Origin of the sequence: Bradyrhizobium sp. CCBAU 11430, assembly GCF_028128855.1 — a bacterium.
Classification (GTDB): domain Bacteria; phylum Pseudomonadota; class Alphaproteobacteria; order Rhizobiales; family Xanthobacteraceae; genus Bradyrhizobium; species Bradyrhizobium ottawaense.
Window position 1 is genome coordinate 1 of sequence record NZ_LBJV01000036.1, and the last position, 16,906, is coordinate 16,906.

6 protein-coding genes are annotated in these 16,906 nt (G+C 57.0%); 3 read left to right on the forward strand and 3 right to left on the reverse strand.

Features of this window, described 5'->3' with window-relative positions:
- Positions 1 to 542: 542 nt before the first annotated feature.
- Entirely contained in the window at positions 543 to 3,710 is a 3,168-nt protein-coding gene (locus XI04_RS09665; RefSeq protein ID WP_271623629.1) for a metallophosphoesterase family protein, read from the reverse strand.
- Between the two features lie 734 nt (positions 3,711 to 4,444).
- Between XI04_RS09665 and XI04_RS09670 the strand changes: the two genes are divergently transcribed.
- From XI04_RS09670 to XI04_RS09680, 3 genes are all read left to right on the forward strand, one after another.
- A complete protein-coding gene (locus XI04_RS09670) occupies positions 4,445 to 7,669 on the forward strand; it encodes a hypothetical protein (protein WP_271623630.1) in 3,225 nt (1,074 codons plus the stop codon).
- A gap of 70 nt (positions 7,670 to 7,739) precedes the next feature.
- Positions 7,740 to 9,149, forward strand: a complete 1,410-nt coding sequence (locus tag XI04_RS09675; protein WP_271623631.1) for a hypothetical protein — start codon at positions 7,740 to 7,742, stop codon at positions 9,147 to 9,149.
- 72 nt (positions 9,150 to 9,221) lie between these two features.
- On the forward strand, positions 9,222 to 11,477 hold the full coding sequence (locus XI04_RS09680; protein WP_271623632.1) for a di-heme-cytochrome C peroxidase: 2,256 nt from the start codon (positions 9,222 to 9,224) through the stop codon (positions 11,475 to 11,477).
- A 397-nt stretch (positions 11,478 to 11,874) separates the two neighbouring features.
- On the opposite strand, the gene rpoN is transcribed toward XI04_RS09680, so the two are convergent.
- Together rpoN and XI04_RS09690 are read right to left on the reverse strand one after the other, a co-directional pair.
- Entirely contained in the window at positions 11,875 to 13,326 is a 1,452-nt protein-coding gene (rpoN, locus tag XI04_RS09685; protein ID WP_271623633.1) for an RNA polymerase factor sigma-54, read from the reverse strand.
- A 2,020-nt stretch (positions 13,327 to 15,346) separates the two neighbouring features.
- Positions 15,347 to 16,132, reverse strand: a complete 786-nt coding sequence (locus XI04_RS09690) for a helix-turn-helix transcriptional regulator (protein ID WP_333915172.1) — start codon at positions 16,130 to 16,132, stop codon at positions 15,347 to 15,349.
- Between the last annotated feature and the right edge of the window lie 774 nt (positions 16,133 to 16,906).

The window sequence follows — 16,906 nt, forward strand, 5'->3', positions numbered from 1 at the left end:
GTCCGTCCTTCTTCGGGCCGGACTCTAACTCCTTCTGGAGGAAATACGCAGTGGCAGGTCACGAGGGCCTGACGGAACCGGTGCTTGACACCATGCTGGACGGAATCTCGGCGCGCGGCAAAGCGATCGTGCAGCAATACTCGGCGTGAACGCGCCGCGCTCGGGACCCTTGAGGCCGACGGACGCCGTCGAGGCCCGTTCCGGACGCTGAATCAGATGATCAAATAGCTGATATGACCCGCGGGCCCGCCCCCGGTCGATCAACGACGGATCGACTGGTGCGCGCATCCGCACCTGAAGCGGCGGTTCGATCTGGTCAAGGCAGGCGGGGACGTATCCGGCCGCAGCGGCGTTCATCGAACCATGATCGGCGACCCTAACGATTGTCAGCTGGGCGCCGTATGGTAGCCTTTCGGTTGCCATGCGCGACGCTTGAGGTGATCCATGGCCACGATCGAGTCCGCCGCCCCAAATCCCGCCGCAAGTCCAGCGTACATGGCTCGATCTTTGACTGTAGGTGGCGCTTCATCCTGAATAAGAGTTTAGGACTTTGGTTCTTTGAATGCCTTCTTCTTCAAGGCGGATAAATAATTTCCTCGAACTCTTGGCCGAGATTCACCGGCCAAGCGCATTTCTAGCGTCACAACAAGTTCCTCAAATTTTTTGCGTGTTGCGCCCGCCAGAGGTCGTTGCCGATAATAGCTGTACAGGCGCTCCGTTATCACAGCTGTCACCCACCGTGGCGTATCTTCCGATCCGTAAAACTCACTTATCCTGGTTATAGCTAGGGACGAGTCGATCTCGAGCAACATGAAAGAGCAGAGCAGCGTGCGAATTGCAGATGTCCTTTCGCTGCGTATCTGCTCATCGATAAAATCAACCAGCTTTTCGCTTCCAAGGTTTTGATAAGCGATCTCAGCAACGATGGTCGGCATGACATGCTTGATCGTACCCTCGATGAACCTAAATAGCTGGGACAGCTTTTCAGGGGAGAGCGTGCTTCCTTTCTTGCTCACTTTGGCGGCGACTTCGCCTCCATTATGTATATCGTGAACTAGATCATCGATTGCCTCTTTGAGGCCGGAAAGAAAGCCACGGAGAATTGTTTCCCAGCACGTCAAGCAATGTTCCAGATGAGCTGTCTTTACTTCCTTATCGACAAACTCAAGATTTCGAATGAACTCACTGTACATCTCCACTGCCATAGAAAATTTGATTACGCGATTGCTTCGGACTTCGACCCCAGTCTTGGCTTTGTCACGCGCCTCTTTCTCGCGCTTTTCAGCGATGCGCTGGTCGGTCTTATCCATCAGCTCGTCGATTTTCTCGGCCGTCATGCGTTCTTTGCGCATTTTGCTGAGCTGCGCCTGCGTAAAGTCGAGGTTCTGGCCTTCGGAAAGGTAGTCTTCGAGCTGCTCAACCGCGAGTGGCGGCTCGGGGCGGTTGATGCCTTCGATTATCTGTAGCCCAAACGCGAGAAACTGCTTCTCGTGACGAAATCGCGCCGTGTAGATATCAAGCTCCTTTGTGTAATCTAGCCAGCGTTCCCCTTTGCAGATATCTTGGATTTCAGCAGGGTTATCTCGGAGATACCCAGCAAAGAAAAAATCCTGAAAGCGTCGGTAGCGGAATGAGAGGGTTTCAGAGACCTCGTACAAGACGCCGCACTTGATGAACGCGCGAACAATCTCGGCTGCGTCATATCTAAGTCCTTTACGTTTGAGCAGGCCGATCACAAACTCGACCACGTCGTTTTTGGATTGGACTTCATTGGTCGTCTTAAAGTGAAAAGCTAGATTCTGAAGGACTAGCGACTTCATGGTGAAGTCAAATTCACGACGAAGCGCTCCCGTGTAATCCATGCGGCCTAAAATGTGATCGATCAGATTTTGTAACAAAACGGCTTCGTTTAGCAGTTCGCCCTGGGACCTATTCTTCAACGCCCAAAGGATAAGCGAAACGATGTAGCCACTTCTTGGAAGGCCGATACGCTGCAACTGCTCCATCAAGCTCTGATAGCGCCGATCTTGTTCGTCTTTGCTTACGAAGTAGGTATCAGATAGGGCTCTGATCGCTCGCCGACGTAACTCTCCGATGACGTACTGCTCGGTGTTTGGAAAGGCATTGCCGGAAGCCTTCGAAAGAGACTCCGTGCCGGTTGCTGCCCGGACAAATATGCACCAACGGACATTCTTGTGTTTCGTGATCAGCAAGCCGAGAGCCTTGACGCGGGGCTCGTCAAACAAATCTACGTCGTCAACAATTGCGAATACCGGATTGGTTTCAACAACGGCCCGCGTCGCGGCACCATCTGACACTTCATTTGCATAACTGCGGAAAAGTCTCCACAGACTGCCATCCTTCGAGTCGAGCTCAGCAAACTTTCCAATCAAGGGAAAGCGCGCTTGATCGCCAAAGCCTTCTGAAACCTTAACGGCGATATAGTGAGCAACGGTGGTTTTCCCAAGCTCCGACCGCCCCACGATGGTGACGTTTTCTTTGCTTTTCAGAATGCCCAACAAGTTCTCGCGGTCATTCTCTGGAGAATCATTGACCTGTGAGGTGGGGATTGCCTGTGAAAGCCTGTTTAGCGGTGGGCAAACAAAGTGTTCGTCAATATCTCTACTTTGTTCCGCAATGCCCGCGAGTGCTATCTGGTCATTTGCTAACCTTCGGATATTGGGGCGGGCTTTGCGCAGTGTTGTTGAAAGTGTGTTTGTAGAGGCGCCTCCAGAAGAGGAAAATGGGTATCTGACAATGCCCTCGTCCACAAGGCGCGTGGCTGGCAGGAATTTTCGCCGTTGATCTGAAAATTCGTATAAGCGAACGATTGCAGTGTCGCTGCTGTCAGTCTCCACAATGCTGTAGCCGTTGAACCATTCACGGCTTCCATACAGGCAGCCGGCCTGTGAAAGTATCGCATCGCCCATTGTTGTTTTACGCAACTCGGGTCCTGGACGATGAATGTGACCGCAAGCGAGTAAGTCAAACGCAGCTTGGAGCCGCCCTTCGACAGCTACTTGGTCAGATTCGTTTAACCAATAGAGGGGATGGTGGAAGACGCCGATCTTTATGCGAGCCGAACGCAAGAGTTCGATAGCGTGATCGACGACTCTTTCGCCCAGAATCAGGTTTCCCTTGTCAACGTCGCCCGCTTCGCCCGTGCAGCGCCATGCCGTGTTGAAGCAGGCGATACCTATGTCGCCATCGCTTTGTTTGACGATGTAGGCTTTCAAGAAAAGATTGGTCGATATGCAGCTATCTGAATCGGCTGCCCAAACATCACGGTAGAATCCCGACAATCGTGCAAATGGAGGGGGAGCAGAGGAAATCGGGTGAGACCAATGATCGTCGACGAACTTGTTAATTTCACTCCGATTAGTAAGTGTCTTGAGAAGGCCGGCTTCGATGTAGCCGACTTTTCGGACGACATCACGGTCAATGTCATGATTGCCGGGACATATAACGAATTGGCTTTCAGAAGCGCCGGCAGCGTTCAGAAAGCGATTGATGAACGTCGATCTGGCCGTTTGAAAAACGTTTTCGTCCCCGCCGCGATTCACGAGATCGCCCGAAAAGATCACAAGATCGAAAGCGCCAGCCTCGTCCCGGCGAGCTTCGATTGCTTCTATTGCAGCCTTTAGGACAATTTCCTCGTCGTGCTGGTGTTTCGCCGAAAGATGAAGGTCAGAAAGGTGCAAAACTTTCATAGCAGTGCGGGTTCCGTGGATCACGAGTTGGTGGAGCGAGCTATGCGCGGAACGCCGGAGGGAAAGTTACAGCCTTTCGATAGCGACAGCCATTTCTCTGCGGCCTACGAGTCGCAGCAGGCACTCCTCAATCCTAGGTCGGCATCGCTCCTGCTATTGCTGATAGCGTCGGCAGGGTGCGCAGCAGCACCCACACTCCGGGACTTCGTAGCCTCACAGACTACAGCAGCGGCGCTGCCGTTTTTTTGCGTTTCCGCCCGGAGTCATGCCGAACAAGAGCGCGAGGCCTCTCTTTCAAGCAGCAAGACGTCGCCATCGCAGGCCATTCCACCGCATCTTCGTCGCGGGGCATCTGGCACCCTGGCCTGGCAAGCGCGTAATCCTCCTGTAGGCAACGGCGCGGTTTCTGCTCAGCGTTTGTGATCAGGCTGTGCCACCCCTCTCAAGAGGAGTCATAGGAAAGCGATTTGCCCGACGATGAAGAAGTTGGCCAGCCGAAGGAACACTCTCCGTTCGCCGCGCAGAATATATCGACAAAGCCGGCACACTCCTGTAGGGAAAGCACAATATTTGACGCGCCAGCTAAGAGCGTGTCCTTAAAGTCAATCTGCTTCAAGTCGCCCGTACGCTACGGGCTGAACAATTTCAACGTGAGCTGGCGCGAATGCCGAGTACCAGAGCCTGTTTCAGTGGCTTGCCAGCAATCTCCATAAAGATGTGAGGGAGATAACGCGATGAGTGTGCGCGAGCAGCTGTTTACCTTGTTGCGCAACCTTCGATGGATAATTGTTCTGTCCGCAGCTATCTCGGTGTTGCTCTATCTGCCAGATCAGATTCAGGAGCTCTATCGGATAGCCGCGGACGACCTTGGTTGGGTGACGTTCAAGGAGTTCGCTGCCTTAGGTGTGATTGCCATCGCGATTTGGGCCAGTGCGTTTCAGCTCACAACTGCATCACTGCCGCAAATCCCTAAGCCTTCGGGGCGCCTGGCCTTGTATATAAGACTTGCTCCCATCCTGCTTGGAGCACTGCCGATCATCGCCGCCACAGCAGGTCAACTCGCATCACGGCCGGCGCGAAAGACTGGGGAGGTCGAGGAAGTCGGCAGTATCTTCCGCATCCAGGACCAGGCGCTCGCGTTTGAGCGGAACATGTTGATCATTCTCGCGATCGCCATGCTTATCATGCTCGCCTGTTTCGTGGCATTTACTTGGCGAATAGGATCAAGAGATCGCTCGATTGATATCGCGAGCCGCGCCAACAACGCTTACTTCATCCGATACAGGTTTCTCGCGCTCTCGATTGGCGGCATCGTGCTGTTGACAACAGCATTCATCCTGCTGCCGGATAGGCTCGCACAATTTCTTGGATCGTTCGGCGTGATCGCTCTCTTTGCGATTTGCGTCATTGGTCTCACGGTCCATTTTGCTCTCTTGACGATCAGATTTGCGTTTCCGTTTATTCCGGCGGTCTTTGGCGGCCTGTTTCTGCTTGCCTCCTTATTTGGAGGTGACAACCACGAACTGCGTACCGTCTCTGAAGCAAACAGCCCGCCGGAGAAAGTGCGCACGTCTGCTGCCGCCGCATTCCGCGAGTGGCTTTTACAAAAACCGCGGGTGGAGGAAGCCAAGAGGCTCGGCGAATATCCCGTCTTCATTGTGGCGACTCAAGGCGGAGGGATCTACGCCGCCAATAATGCGGCGCGGTTCCTTGCGCGGCTGCAGGATCTCTGTCCGGCATTTCGCCAACATCTGTTTGCGATAAGCGGCGTGTCCGGCGGCAGCGTCGGTTCGGCAATCTTCGCCGCTGCGCTCCACGCCGAAAATGCGTCCCTTGATTCGAATGCCGTCGACGGAAAGACATGCCCCAAAATCGCAGATTTCCTTGCCGGGGTTGGGCGGGTACAAGATATTGATGCTCCCGGCCCGGTCGAGCAGCGCGTTGCAAGCGTCTTGACCACGGATTTTCTGTCGCCTTTGGTCGCCGGCCTTCTGTTTACTGATTTCACTCAAATGTTTTCACCCGTCGCGATCCCCGCATTCGATCGCGCGCGCTTTCTCGAACACACCTTGGAGAACGCCGGTGACAGAATGCTTGGCAGCCGCAACGGCGGGGACGATCGATCCAATCTGCTAAAAGCCGACTATCAGTCCCATTGGGCGCCCGGCAACAACATGCCGGCCCTCTTGTTCAACACGACAGATGCTGGAAGCGGCAAACGGGCTGTCATCTCGCCCTTCGATTTCGATCCGCTGCACCCGAAAGACACGGACCTGTGTGTTCTTGCAGCGGTTGAACGCGCTGGCACCGGGGCCGACCAAACGGTCAAGAGCCACTCGCTTCGTATTCCGCTCAGCACAGCCGCTTTCACGAGCGCCCGATTTCCGTGGGTGACGCCGGCGGCGAGCGTCTCGGTCAAGAATGACTGCATAACTTCTCATCCGCAGGCGCGCCTGGTGGACGGCGGATACGTGGAAAACTCTGGCATTGAGACCGCTCTCGACCTGATTGAGAAGCTTAACACCATCAAGGGTACCTCCGATGCGCCGAAATTCAGGATTTACCTGCTGTCGCTCGTCAGCGGGCAATTCGGTGATCATGGGTCATTCCTGTTCGGTGAGCTCATGGAGCCGGTACGCGCGCTTCTGAGCACGCGAACCTCCCGAACCTATGTCGCGCTCAATCATGCCACCAGCATTGATCGTCGTCCCGAGGTCGAAGTGACTCCCAGTGTGCAGCGCTTTCCGACTTTCGGCCGGACGGACATAACAGGCCTGTTTTACAGCCTTCCACTCGGCTGGACGTTGTCCCAGAAGACCGAGGATATCATCTCATTGAGCAGCGGTCGCTTTTGGGATTGCGTGCCGAAGGACGACTTCGATCAGTCCCGCGACAGGCAGAGCAACGCTGATTGCCTGCAGGTAAAGTTATTCCATCTTCTGAATGGATCGGTCGCGTCCGCATTTGAAACGCTTAAGGACGCCAAGCTCGCACGGGCTGCATACGCCGGCGAGTTAGCGAAGGAATATCAACCATCTCCAAAGATCAAGCCGCAGCCGTTGCTTGCCTGCTATGAGAGCAATTGGCTGCAGAAGCGCGGTTATGAAAACTATCAGGAAAAACTCGCCGCCTACGAGCACCAGCTGGCCGAATCGAGCAAGGACCATTCACCGGCTCCTCCACCTGTTCCGCCATATCGTAAGAGCTACATGGCCTATTATCAGGCCGAGCAGGTGAAGGCCTTGTTGCAGGAATGGGATCGCGTCGAGGAGACGGATTCTCGTATCCTGGCCTATATTCTTGGGTCGGTGTCCTACGACAGCGCCGACTTTACGCGCAGCAGCGAGAATTTCTCGTACAGCGCGGGTTCACAACTCCCACAGAAATGGCGCGATCGCATCGACCAGAATAACGCAAAGCTTGCGGCCGCAAACAAGCCCGCGGTCGACATTAGTTCACTACTCAACCATCCCAAGGAATTGGCCAACTTCGTCCTTGGCTACGACGCCAATCTGTTCGGCAACCAACCCGGAACGGATGACGGTTGGCTGTTTCGCCCGCGAGGAATGTATCAACTGGTCGGCCGCGAGCAATATCAGGAAGCCCAGAATCAAATGCAGCAGCTAGGCGAGCTCGAAGGGTTCGATCTGCTGACGCTTCCCGACGCGCTCAGGGATGCCAACATCTCGGCCAAGGTCACTTTCGCCCACTTCCGATTGCACCGGTATAGGGACGACCAATTATCTCCGCCCAACAATCGCCGAACACTGTTCGAGCTGCTCAAGGATCGTGCGAACGACTGGACGGCCGTGCGCGCGTTGCAAACGGACATGGCACATGCGCCGGTCGACAGAGCGCGGGTCAATACAAGAAGTGAGATGTTCCTCGGCTGTATCGAGGAGGCCTTGCATCCGACGAAGCTCAAGACCTTGCAAAGCCAATTCTACGGTGAGGAATGAGGAGTTTGATCCCGTAGCTCGCATTGCCGTGGCGGAGAGCGTAGCGGCGGACCGCCGCTTTTGACAGCTGATGTTTGAAGTTTTTGGTCTTACAGGGGGACTTCCAATGGTGGCGAGGGGTGAAATGCACAGACCGATGCTTCGTCGGCGGCTTGCACGATTGTTTGCGGCGGGAGTGATGTTCGCATCGGCTTTGGATGTAGCAACCGCGCCGGCGCAAGCCGCATCAAAGCCGCTTGCGCCTAATGATGTGTCCATTCTCTTTCCTCCGCCGAAGTCGGCGGGCGACCTCGCCAATCTGATCGCGGTGTCCGATCTCGCCGGCCCCTCGGGATCCCCCCGACGGCTGTTTTCCGACGCGGATTTCGCGCGATTTATAGCCAACGCCGAAAATCCGGAGCGTCCGGGCGTGCCTGATTCGGGTGTACGTCACATTCAGTTGCCCGATGCAGTGAAAAAGATCGACGCCTGGTTTGTGGCTGGCATCCGTATCGATCCGGGCGCGCCGGGATTGGCGCCGGATGTCATCGCCCAATTTGGCCGGCAACCGCAAATCCGCCTCATCATTCAGCCGGTGACCAATGGGCAGGACGACTTCAAAGTTCACGACACCGCGGGTCACCTGATCTTCAGTTTCACTCTCGAGGCGGATCCGCCTCTGGACGGTTGCGCGCCGTTCCCGCGATTTCAACCGGACGACGAGGCCTTCAAGGCGATCGTTCGTGACGTCGCGACCTTGCGCGATCAGCTTGCAGCCGGACATTTTGGTAAAGTCAAAGTCTCGACTTCCGGTGATCTGAACGTGCATCCGGGTCTTGTAGGAGCATCGGCGAAGGCGTTTCGCGATGCGCTCAAGACCTTACTTGAGAAGCATCTCTCGCCGCAGCGCCTCAACACCATGGCGGTCATGGGCATCGCACCGCCCGAGCCCTGGATTTTCGTGTCGATGTTAAGGGTCCCGCAAGCAGGCCTGATACCTGTGCCCGGCCCGACGCTTGATGGCCTGCACGCAGCACAGATGTTCAGCATCATCGGCGGAAAACACGTCCTCCCGCAACCGGGTACGAACAATCAAAATCCGATCACCTGTCGACACGCGGCGTTGCAAAACCCGCCCTTGCCCGCCGCTGATCGCAAGGGTGTTTCGACCTCCGAGTTTATCGATGGCAACGTGCCCAACAGCCGCATCATCGAGATCGTCAATACCATTGCCGATCCGAACAAGAGCCACTTCTTCAATACCGATTGCGTCAGCTGTCACACCGAGACAGCGCAGCCACTCGCCAGGAAGATTGCAAACTTCGCAGTGCTTGGCGTGAACCGCGCGGTCGGGCCGAAAGAAGATTGGAATGTTCGCAATTTCGGTTGGTTCCCGTCGTTCTTGCATGGGGGCCCGGCGGCGGCGACAATAACCCGGCGCACGGCAGCGGAGACGGCCGACGTGGTCGCCTTCACCAACAGCCGACTGCTGAACAAGTAACAGACGCCGTGGCCGTTTGCGGCAGTCTGCCGGCTCGGCTCGACGCACGGAAAGATTGATGGAGTGCTTGTTATGGGGAGACCTTCTTTTGGCTCTCGTTTTTATTCCCGGGTGATGCGCTGGCCTCATATCACCGGGCTGTTGTTGGCAATCGTTGTGGTCGTGATCGTGGCGGCCAGCCTGGTGTATTTCGCGCCGGAGAAGGTTCGAGATGCAGCCCTTAAAATCAAGAACGACGCAAATCTGGTCGCTCAATTATTGCCTGCGACCCTGCCGGAGCCATCAAAAATCGAAAGCGCTTATTGGCTGCCGCAAAACTGGAGCTCCCGTCAGCGTTACTGGTTTCACCACACGTCCCAGGGGACCGCGACCATTCCTGTCCCCTATCAGTGGTTCTTGGCCCTGGAACGCCCGGAGCTGTCCTTCTCTTACACGAGCTTGAGCGACGAGGACTATCTGCGCCGCCTGGGCTTCATCCCGAGTCCTGGCTCAAAGGGCTTTGCCGGTACTGCGCCCTCATATGGTTATCACGACGATGCACCGAATGGGGGTACCGCGACGTCCGGTTGGGCTCCAAGCGCGACCGACAATCCGAACGCTTTGCCGGTCGGTTTTGCCATCCTCAAGGGCGGTGTCGATCCGACGACGGGCGCCCCATATGAAGATCAGATCGGACTAACCTGCGCCGCCTGCCATACGGGGCATCTCGAATACAAGAATGTCAGCATACGGTTCGACGGTGGGCCGGCGATGGTCAATCTCGGCGAAGTTGAAAGAGTCATTGGGCTATCGATCGGCTACACGCTGATGTTGCCATGGCGATTTGAGCGTTTCGCCAGCAAGCTGGAGCGGATCAAAGGGCAAAGCGTCGATCGAAAGCAGATTCGAGCTGATCTGGAGCTTGCACTTCAAAAGATCAAGAATCAAAAGGCGGCGACCGACAGACTTTTGACGGGACAGGGAGTGGCGGATCTCGACGAAGGGTTCGGTCGACTTGATGCGCTGAACCGTATCGGGAACCAGGTTTTCTATACGAACCTACTGGATCCCGTGACTGGCGAACTCCGGGATCCACTCCTCAAGGGCAATTTCGCGCGGCACGATGCGCCCGTGAGCTTTCCGCCAATCTGGGACACGCCGTATTTCCTTTGGGCACAGTATGACGCCTCTGTTCTCAACGAACTGGTTCGCAATTCCGGCGAGGCGCTCGGTGTCAGCGCGAAAATCAATATGACAGCGGCCGCGCCCGGACGGCCGCTTTTTGCCTCGTCGATACATCTATCCGAAATCGCGCGGTTCGAAGAGCTTCTTCGCGGCGCCGATCCCTTTTCGACGGGCGATGCAGGCCGCAGAAAATTTACCGGGCTCGTGGCCCCCCAATGGAAGGACGCGCAGGAGAAATTCCGCGGTGACCCGGCCTGGGCGATTGATGAAACGCTCGTCGAACAAGGTCGCGATCTTTATCGCGCTCACTGCTTTGAATGTCACCGAGGCCCGGTCAACGATACCGCCTTCGACAAGAAGTGGCCGGAAGATTCGTTCTGGAGCCCAGAAAACCCCGATCGCTCATCCAAGAACGAGAAGAATTGGGTGGAGATCGGCGGACGGCATTATTTCAACGTGGTCCAGATGCCGATCACCGCGATCGGCACCGACCCCCAACAATCCAGCGTCCTCACGACGCGGCGCGTACACCTACCCGAGTCACTCGGATTAAATCCTGCAGATGACCTCAACAAAGCCGGAGGTTGTGGCCTTCCGGCAGATAAAGGGGCAGATCCTCTGTTTGTACTCGCGCTCATGGACGTGGTCGGCAAGACGATTGACCAATGGATGACTGCGAACGGCACTTCTGAAGAAACCAAGCATCAAACGTGGGGCCCGAGAAAGAACTGCCAAAACCAGCGAGTCTATGTCGGGGCGCGCGCAAGCCGCAACGGCAAGGACGAAGTTGTTCTCGCTCTTGAACCTCAGTACCGGGCGCGTCCGTTGGACGGTGTGTGGGCGACGGCTCCTTATCTGCACAACGGGTCCGTTCCGACGCTGAGAGACATGTTGGCACCGCAGGGCCAGCGGCCGCCGTCGTTTTGCGTCGGCAGCCGCGCGTTCGACCCGGTCAATGTTGGACTTCTTACGAAAGCACAGTCGGCCGACAGCTGTGCGGCCGGCTTGACGAACTTCGACGTTTCGCTGCTTGGGAATAGCAATCGTGGACATTCCTTCGAGGGCAAGGAAACCGACTTAAGGAAGCTCCCGCCTGGCGTGATCGGACCAGAATTGACCGACGCCGAACGGCGAGCGCTTGTCGAGTATCTCAAGACTCTATGAGCAAGGCGTTGCCCGCCGACCTGTACGTCGGCACAGCTACGTTGGATCTTCCGCCGAACCGATTCATCCCTCTGTCGGCGGCGTGCACCATCGCCGCGAGAGCGAGGAGGTCGATGCCGACTTCGCTTGGATCGACTCCGAGCATTTCGAGGCTTCGGATGACGCCGCCCCTCGCCTATCCTAGAGCTCGATTGCCGCTCAGAACGTCGACGCAGAATTCGGCTTCCCAACGACCAGCGAGATCCGGTGCCTGGTCGGCTGGCCCATGCAACGGTCAAACCATCGGAGGCGTCGAGTGCCTGGCCGATTGCGGCGCAGACCGCACCAACAATGGATCACACGAATGTCGGCCACTCTAGAAGATGGGTCGCAAAACTGTGTCGCACTGTGTGCACCGTCACGCCTGGCCAGTTCCTGCCGATGCTCGACTGTTGATCATTGACCACTGCTTGTCACGGCGGCGTTGCACCGAGCAGGGAATGCGCATGGCTTCGCGGTACTTCGCGACCGTGCGGCGGGCAATATCAATGCCCGAGGCGCGCAAGCGTTCCACGATGGTGTCGTCCGACAGGATCGCGGAGGGCACCTCCGAATCGATCAGCTGCTTGATGTGGTGACGCACCGCTTCCGCCGAATGCGCTTCGCCGCCGTCGGCCGAGGCGATCGAGGCCGTGAAGAAATATTTCAGCTCGAACGTGCCGCGGTTGGTCGCCATGTATTTGTTGGCGGTGACGCGCGACACCGTGGATTCATGCATCTGGATGGCGTCGGCGACGGCCTTCAGATTGAGCGGGCGCAAATGCGCGACGCCATGGGTGAAGAACCCGTCCTGCTGGCGCACGATCTCGGTCGCCACTTTCAGTATGGTGCGGGCGCGCTGGTCGAGAGCGCGCACGAGCCAGGTCGCGTTCTGCAGCGCGTCGGTGAAATAGGACTTGTCGCCGTCCTTGCCGATCTTCTTCGACAGCTCGGAATAATAGGTCTGGTTGACCAGCACGCGCGGCAAGGTGTCGCTGTTGAGCTCGACATGCCAGCCGCCGTCGGGACCCGGACGGACATAGACGTCGGGCACCATGGTCTGCAGGCGCGCCGAGCCGAACTTCATGCCGGGCTTGGGATTGAGGCGGCGGATCTCGCCGATCATGTCGGCGATGTCTTCGTCGTCGACGCCGCAGATCTTGCGAAGAGCGGCGACGTCGCGCTTGGCGAGCAGATCGAGATGCTCGACCAGCGCCTGCATCGCGGGGTCGTAGCGGTCGAGCTCGCGCAGCTGGATCGCCAGGCATTCGCTAAGAGAGCGCGCGCAGACGCCGGGCGGATCGAATTTTTGCAGCACGGCGAGGACGTTTTCGACCTCGGCCTGCGACGCGCCCAGACGCTCGGCGGCCTGGCCGAGGTCGGGTGGCAGATAGCCGGCCTCGTCGACGAGGTCGATCAGGTACTGGCCGATCATGCGCTGCGCGGGCCCGGTGAAGGCGACCGAGAGCTGCTCGGCAAGATGATCCGACAACGTTGTCTCGGCCGCGACAAAAGCTTCGAGATTGTAGTCTTCGTCACCGGAGGCGCCGCCGCCCCATTCGGTATAAGTGGTCGGCGCGGCATCCTGGGCGTTCCGCGAAGCTGCCTCGGCCAGCTGTTCGCCGCTGACCTGATCGATTTCGGTCGGGGCCTCGGCGCCAGCTACATGCTCATTGGCTCGCTCGAGCAGCGGGTTTCGCTCGAGCTCCTCTTCCACGAAGGTCGTGAGATCGAGATTGGACAATTGCAGCAGCTTGATCGCCTGCATCAGCTGCGGCGTCATGATGAGCGACTGCGACTGCCGGAACTCTAATCTCTGCGTGAGCGCCATGAAGCAAGAACCTTTACTGAAGTTGGCCCGCGTTTTGCTCATCTAGTCAGGAGCTGATCCACGCGTATTTGATGTCGCGCAAAAGTAGATGCGAGGTGAGATATTTAATGAAGGCAGCCAACAGCTGGACACCGAAACACTTGCGGAATTCCTTCGCTAAGTTCCATTGTCCGTGAGACCTAGAGATTAGGAGGTGGCACTTTGACCCGAGGACATGAACCAACAGGACAGTTTCACTTTGGCGTCACTCCGATGAAGGACTTGACAGTCCGCGGCAGTTTCGGTGACTTCTGAGAGTAGCCGCGATCCTACACCATCCCGTAGGACTACCGGAAAAGGGTGCGCTGGGCTTAGGATCGGTGCCTGCCCGCCACTCTGATAGCCCATTAACAAAGAGCCTTGCTGCACGCTCGGAATTGGCACGAACGGCGAAGCCAATCATGGAAGAACGTCGCCCAAACGGATTGGCACTAAGGCTGGCAGTCAAAACAGTTGAGGTGGCGGGTTGAATTGGCCGGAGATCGGCTTCGCGCCAAAAGAGATTGCGAGATTACGTCGCGTTCGGCTCTAAAGCCCGCCACTTGTTAGCGCAGCGCCTGCCCCATGTGCGTCAAAAACAAGGCCCTTCCTCAAGTTGCTGAGGCCTCGGCGGAAGATCCAACAGCGGGCACTATTGTGCCTGCGCTTCGGCTTATCCTGGCGAAGGGTCCAACGTATTCGCGATGTCGCTTCTGGGCCTCTCACGCATCTGGATCTGGGAAGGATGGATACCTTTCTCCTCCAAATTGGCCGGCGTGACCGGTACGATCTTGTCGGTTCGTCGAGAGCCTGCGCGAGTTGCTTCGCTTGCAGCGGACTGCCGACAATCACACGGGGGCGAAAGGCGTCCGCACGCGCGTAGACTGCCAAGCTGTTGCCTATGACCTCGAGCACCACCTCATCGCTGGCCAGCAGAGTCTCGCCAGCGCTTTGACGCACTCCGCGTCATATCAGTGCTGCCGGCGGAGCCTGCTGCCACCCCAAACATCCCGCCGAAGCTTCCCTGGATGCCGAGTCCAATCACTCGTCTCATCGGCATCTGAGCTGCGGCGAGACGACAAGTGCGAGTTAGGGCTCTTGCTACAACGCAGTGAGTCGCAGAGGTGGCCAGCTCTCAACTCGAACTCCCGGCTCATTGTCTGTATCGCCGGACCCGCAATTCGTGCCTCTGCGCCGATGGTACTACATATACCACGCTGGTAGAACACCGCAGCGGAACGTTGACACCGGCAGATCTCATACCGGTTACTGACACCATTGAGCGGCCAAACGAAAAGTTCAAGCGGCGGATCAAGATCAGACCGTTTGTCATCAGCGGCCGCCACGGCAATATTGTCCTGGGCTGCTCACCTCCTGCTAGATCAACATGCGGCAAGGTCGTTGCGCTGGAGAATCCTTACCACAATGCCTAGATAGGCGATTGACCTCGCTGCACGAGCAGGTGGCTTCACGTTGATGGAAATCGCGCCACAATTGTAAGGCGGCGCTGCCCCCCCCGGTGAAGCGCACGGCTTCGCGACATGGCTTCGTCCACCGGCAAGCCGCTGCCATAAGCGAACCACCTTGCCTCGGCGAATCGCATCAGGCAGCGGCACCTCGATTGCCTGATCGATAAGGCCGGGACGGCAGGCGCGGTCTCGATCGCCTCGGGACGGTTGCTGGAGAGAATGAAGATCATGTCGGCGTCTTCCGCCGTCTCGTTGAGCCGCCTGTTTAGCAACACTAGATCCCTTGAGAGGCGGATTGAGTCTGGCGCAACGAGACTTGCATGCAACGACGACGCCTCAAGTCCACACCGCGTGTTGAGGGACCACCGCATACGCGCGCCTGATGGCGCTTGCCTGCCCAGCTATCTGGTTTGAGCCGCTTCCGTTGAAGTACATCGTCGAGCCCACTTGAGATCGGTTGTCCCGATCGGCGGCAATAACGGAAGAGCCCGCCCGAGGACGGCCTTTGATCGTGCCTTTGAACGGGCGCGGAGTTAAATCAGGCGGCGTCGGGTTGCTTTGTGTACAGCATTTGTCCGGTTCGCCGCCCCTAGCTTTCTGACGACGTTCTTCATGTGAAAGTTGACGGTATTCTCGCTGACCTTGACAATTCTCCCGATTACCCAGGCTGACTTTCCTTCTGCGACCCAGTATAGGCACTCTATTTCTCGCTCTGTTAGCGGAATGTCCGTCTCGCAATCTTCATCAAGCGGCTGTGTAATCTGCGCGACAGCGCTGTGAAATGCCAACGCCAATGTCGTGAGATGAGCCATGCGATCCCGTGGATCGGCATCGTCGAAGGGAGAGGCAAACGAAACGAAAGCCAATCGGCCTTGCGATCCAAACAATGGCACGCTTATGCCATGCTTAAGACCTGCTTCTCTGGCCTCGCGTAAGACGCGCAGCTCACGGGGCTGCAGTTCATATCGACGGGTTAGTTCATCCCAAAGAAAGGGCCTTGGCAGCATTGCTGTCCGCCGGACTACCGGGTCGATCGCTCGATACTCTTGCTCAGCATAGCGTTGGCACCAATCAGACGGGAAGTTTATAGTTGGCGGCGGCGGCAGATAGTCCAGCAGACGACGCTCATTCGAGCAGGTGAGTGCTCCGTACGCGACTTTATTAAAGCCTTCATTGCTCGCGCAATTTACAAGAAGATCGAACAGCGCTTTGATTGATCTGGTCTGTGTAGCACATTCGACGAAGCTGAATAGGTCTGGCCCGCGGCTTTCCCGTCTGATTGAGGAGAGTGGCATTGCGCCGTGCGATTGGTCATCCATTTCCATTTCCCATTTTACTTGTACAGATGTTGGCTCTGCTTCTTGCAGCTGGACGCGCGCGCGAAGGAAAGCGCCGGGTCCCAAATGTTTGACCCGGTCCCGGCGCGCACCGAACAGATAGGAGCAAACCGATGCGCGCCGCCCGCAGGTTGAGCCAACGCGGAGCTGTCTTCGTTGTTGCCCGCCGGTCCGGTTGCTGTCCGAGCTGCCGAATCCTCGCATGCGTATCCAGACTCTCGAAAGAATGGCTGGCAAATGATGCTGCAACGGTTGCGGCGGACAAGGTCAGAACTTCTCGTAAGAACACACCGACGTCTCGAGCGCCGACGTAAAGAAGTGCGCTCGGCACGGAACTCTTCCCGCAGCTCGGCACACCTCAGGTCACGGACCGGTGCAGCCCCTCTCAGGCGCTTGCGCATGTTAGGCCGCCACTCGCGGACATTGACAACCAGCTGCTTGATAAGGACGACAGCGTGCATGCGATCCTCAGGACTTCCAAGAACCAGCATGGTGGGCACAGCAATTCTCGTACCACCTTCCGATTTGGCAAAATGCCCCTTAAGAGAGAGGCACTCAGAGAAAGACGGTCTCATCTGAGGTGTTTCGAGCGGATGCGACATACGTCGAACATGCGACAACGTCTCAGGCGCGACATCGAATTGATATAAATCAAGAAAGGCCGCTTGCCTCACCTGCATTGACGCGAAGCGCGGATGAGCGCTGCCTGTGAGTGGGTCCTAAGGCGCAAGCCAAATCGAGTAAGGGCCTTTCCAT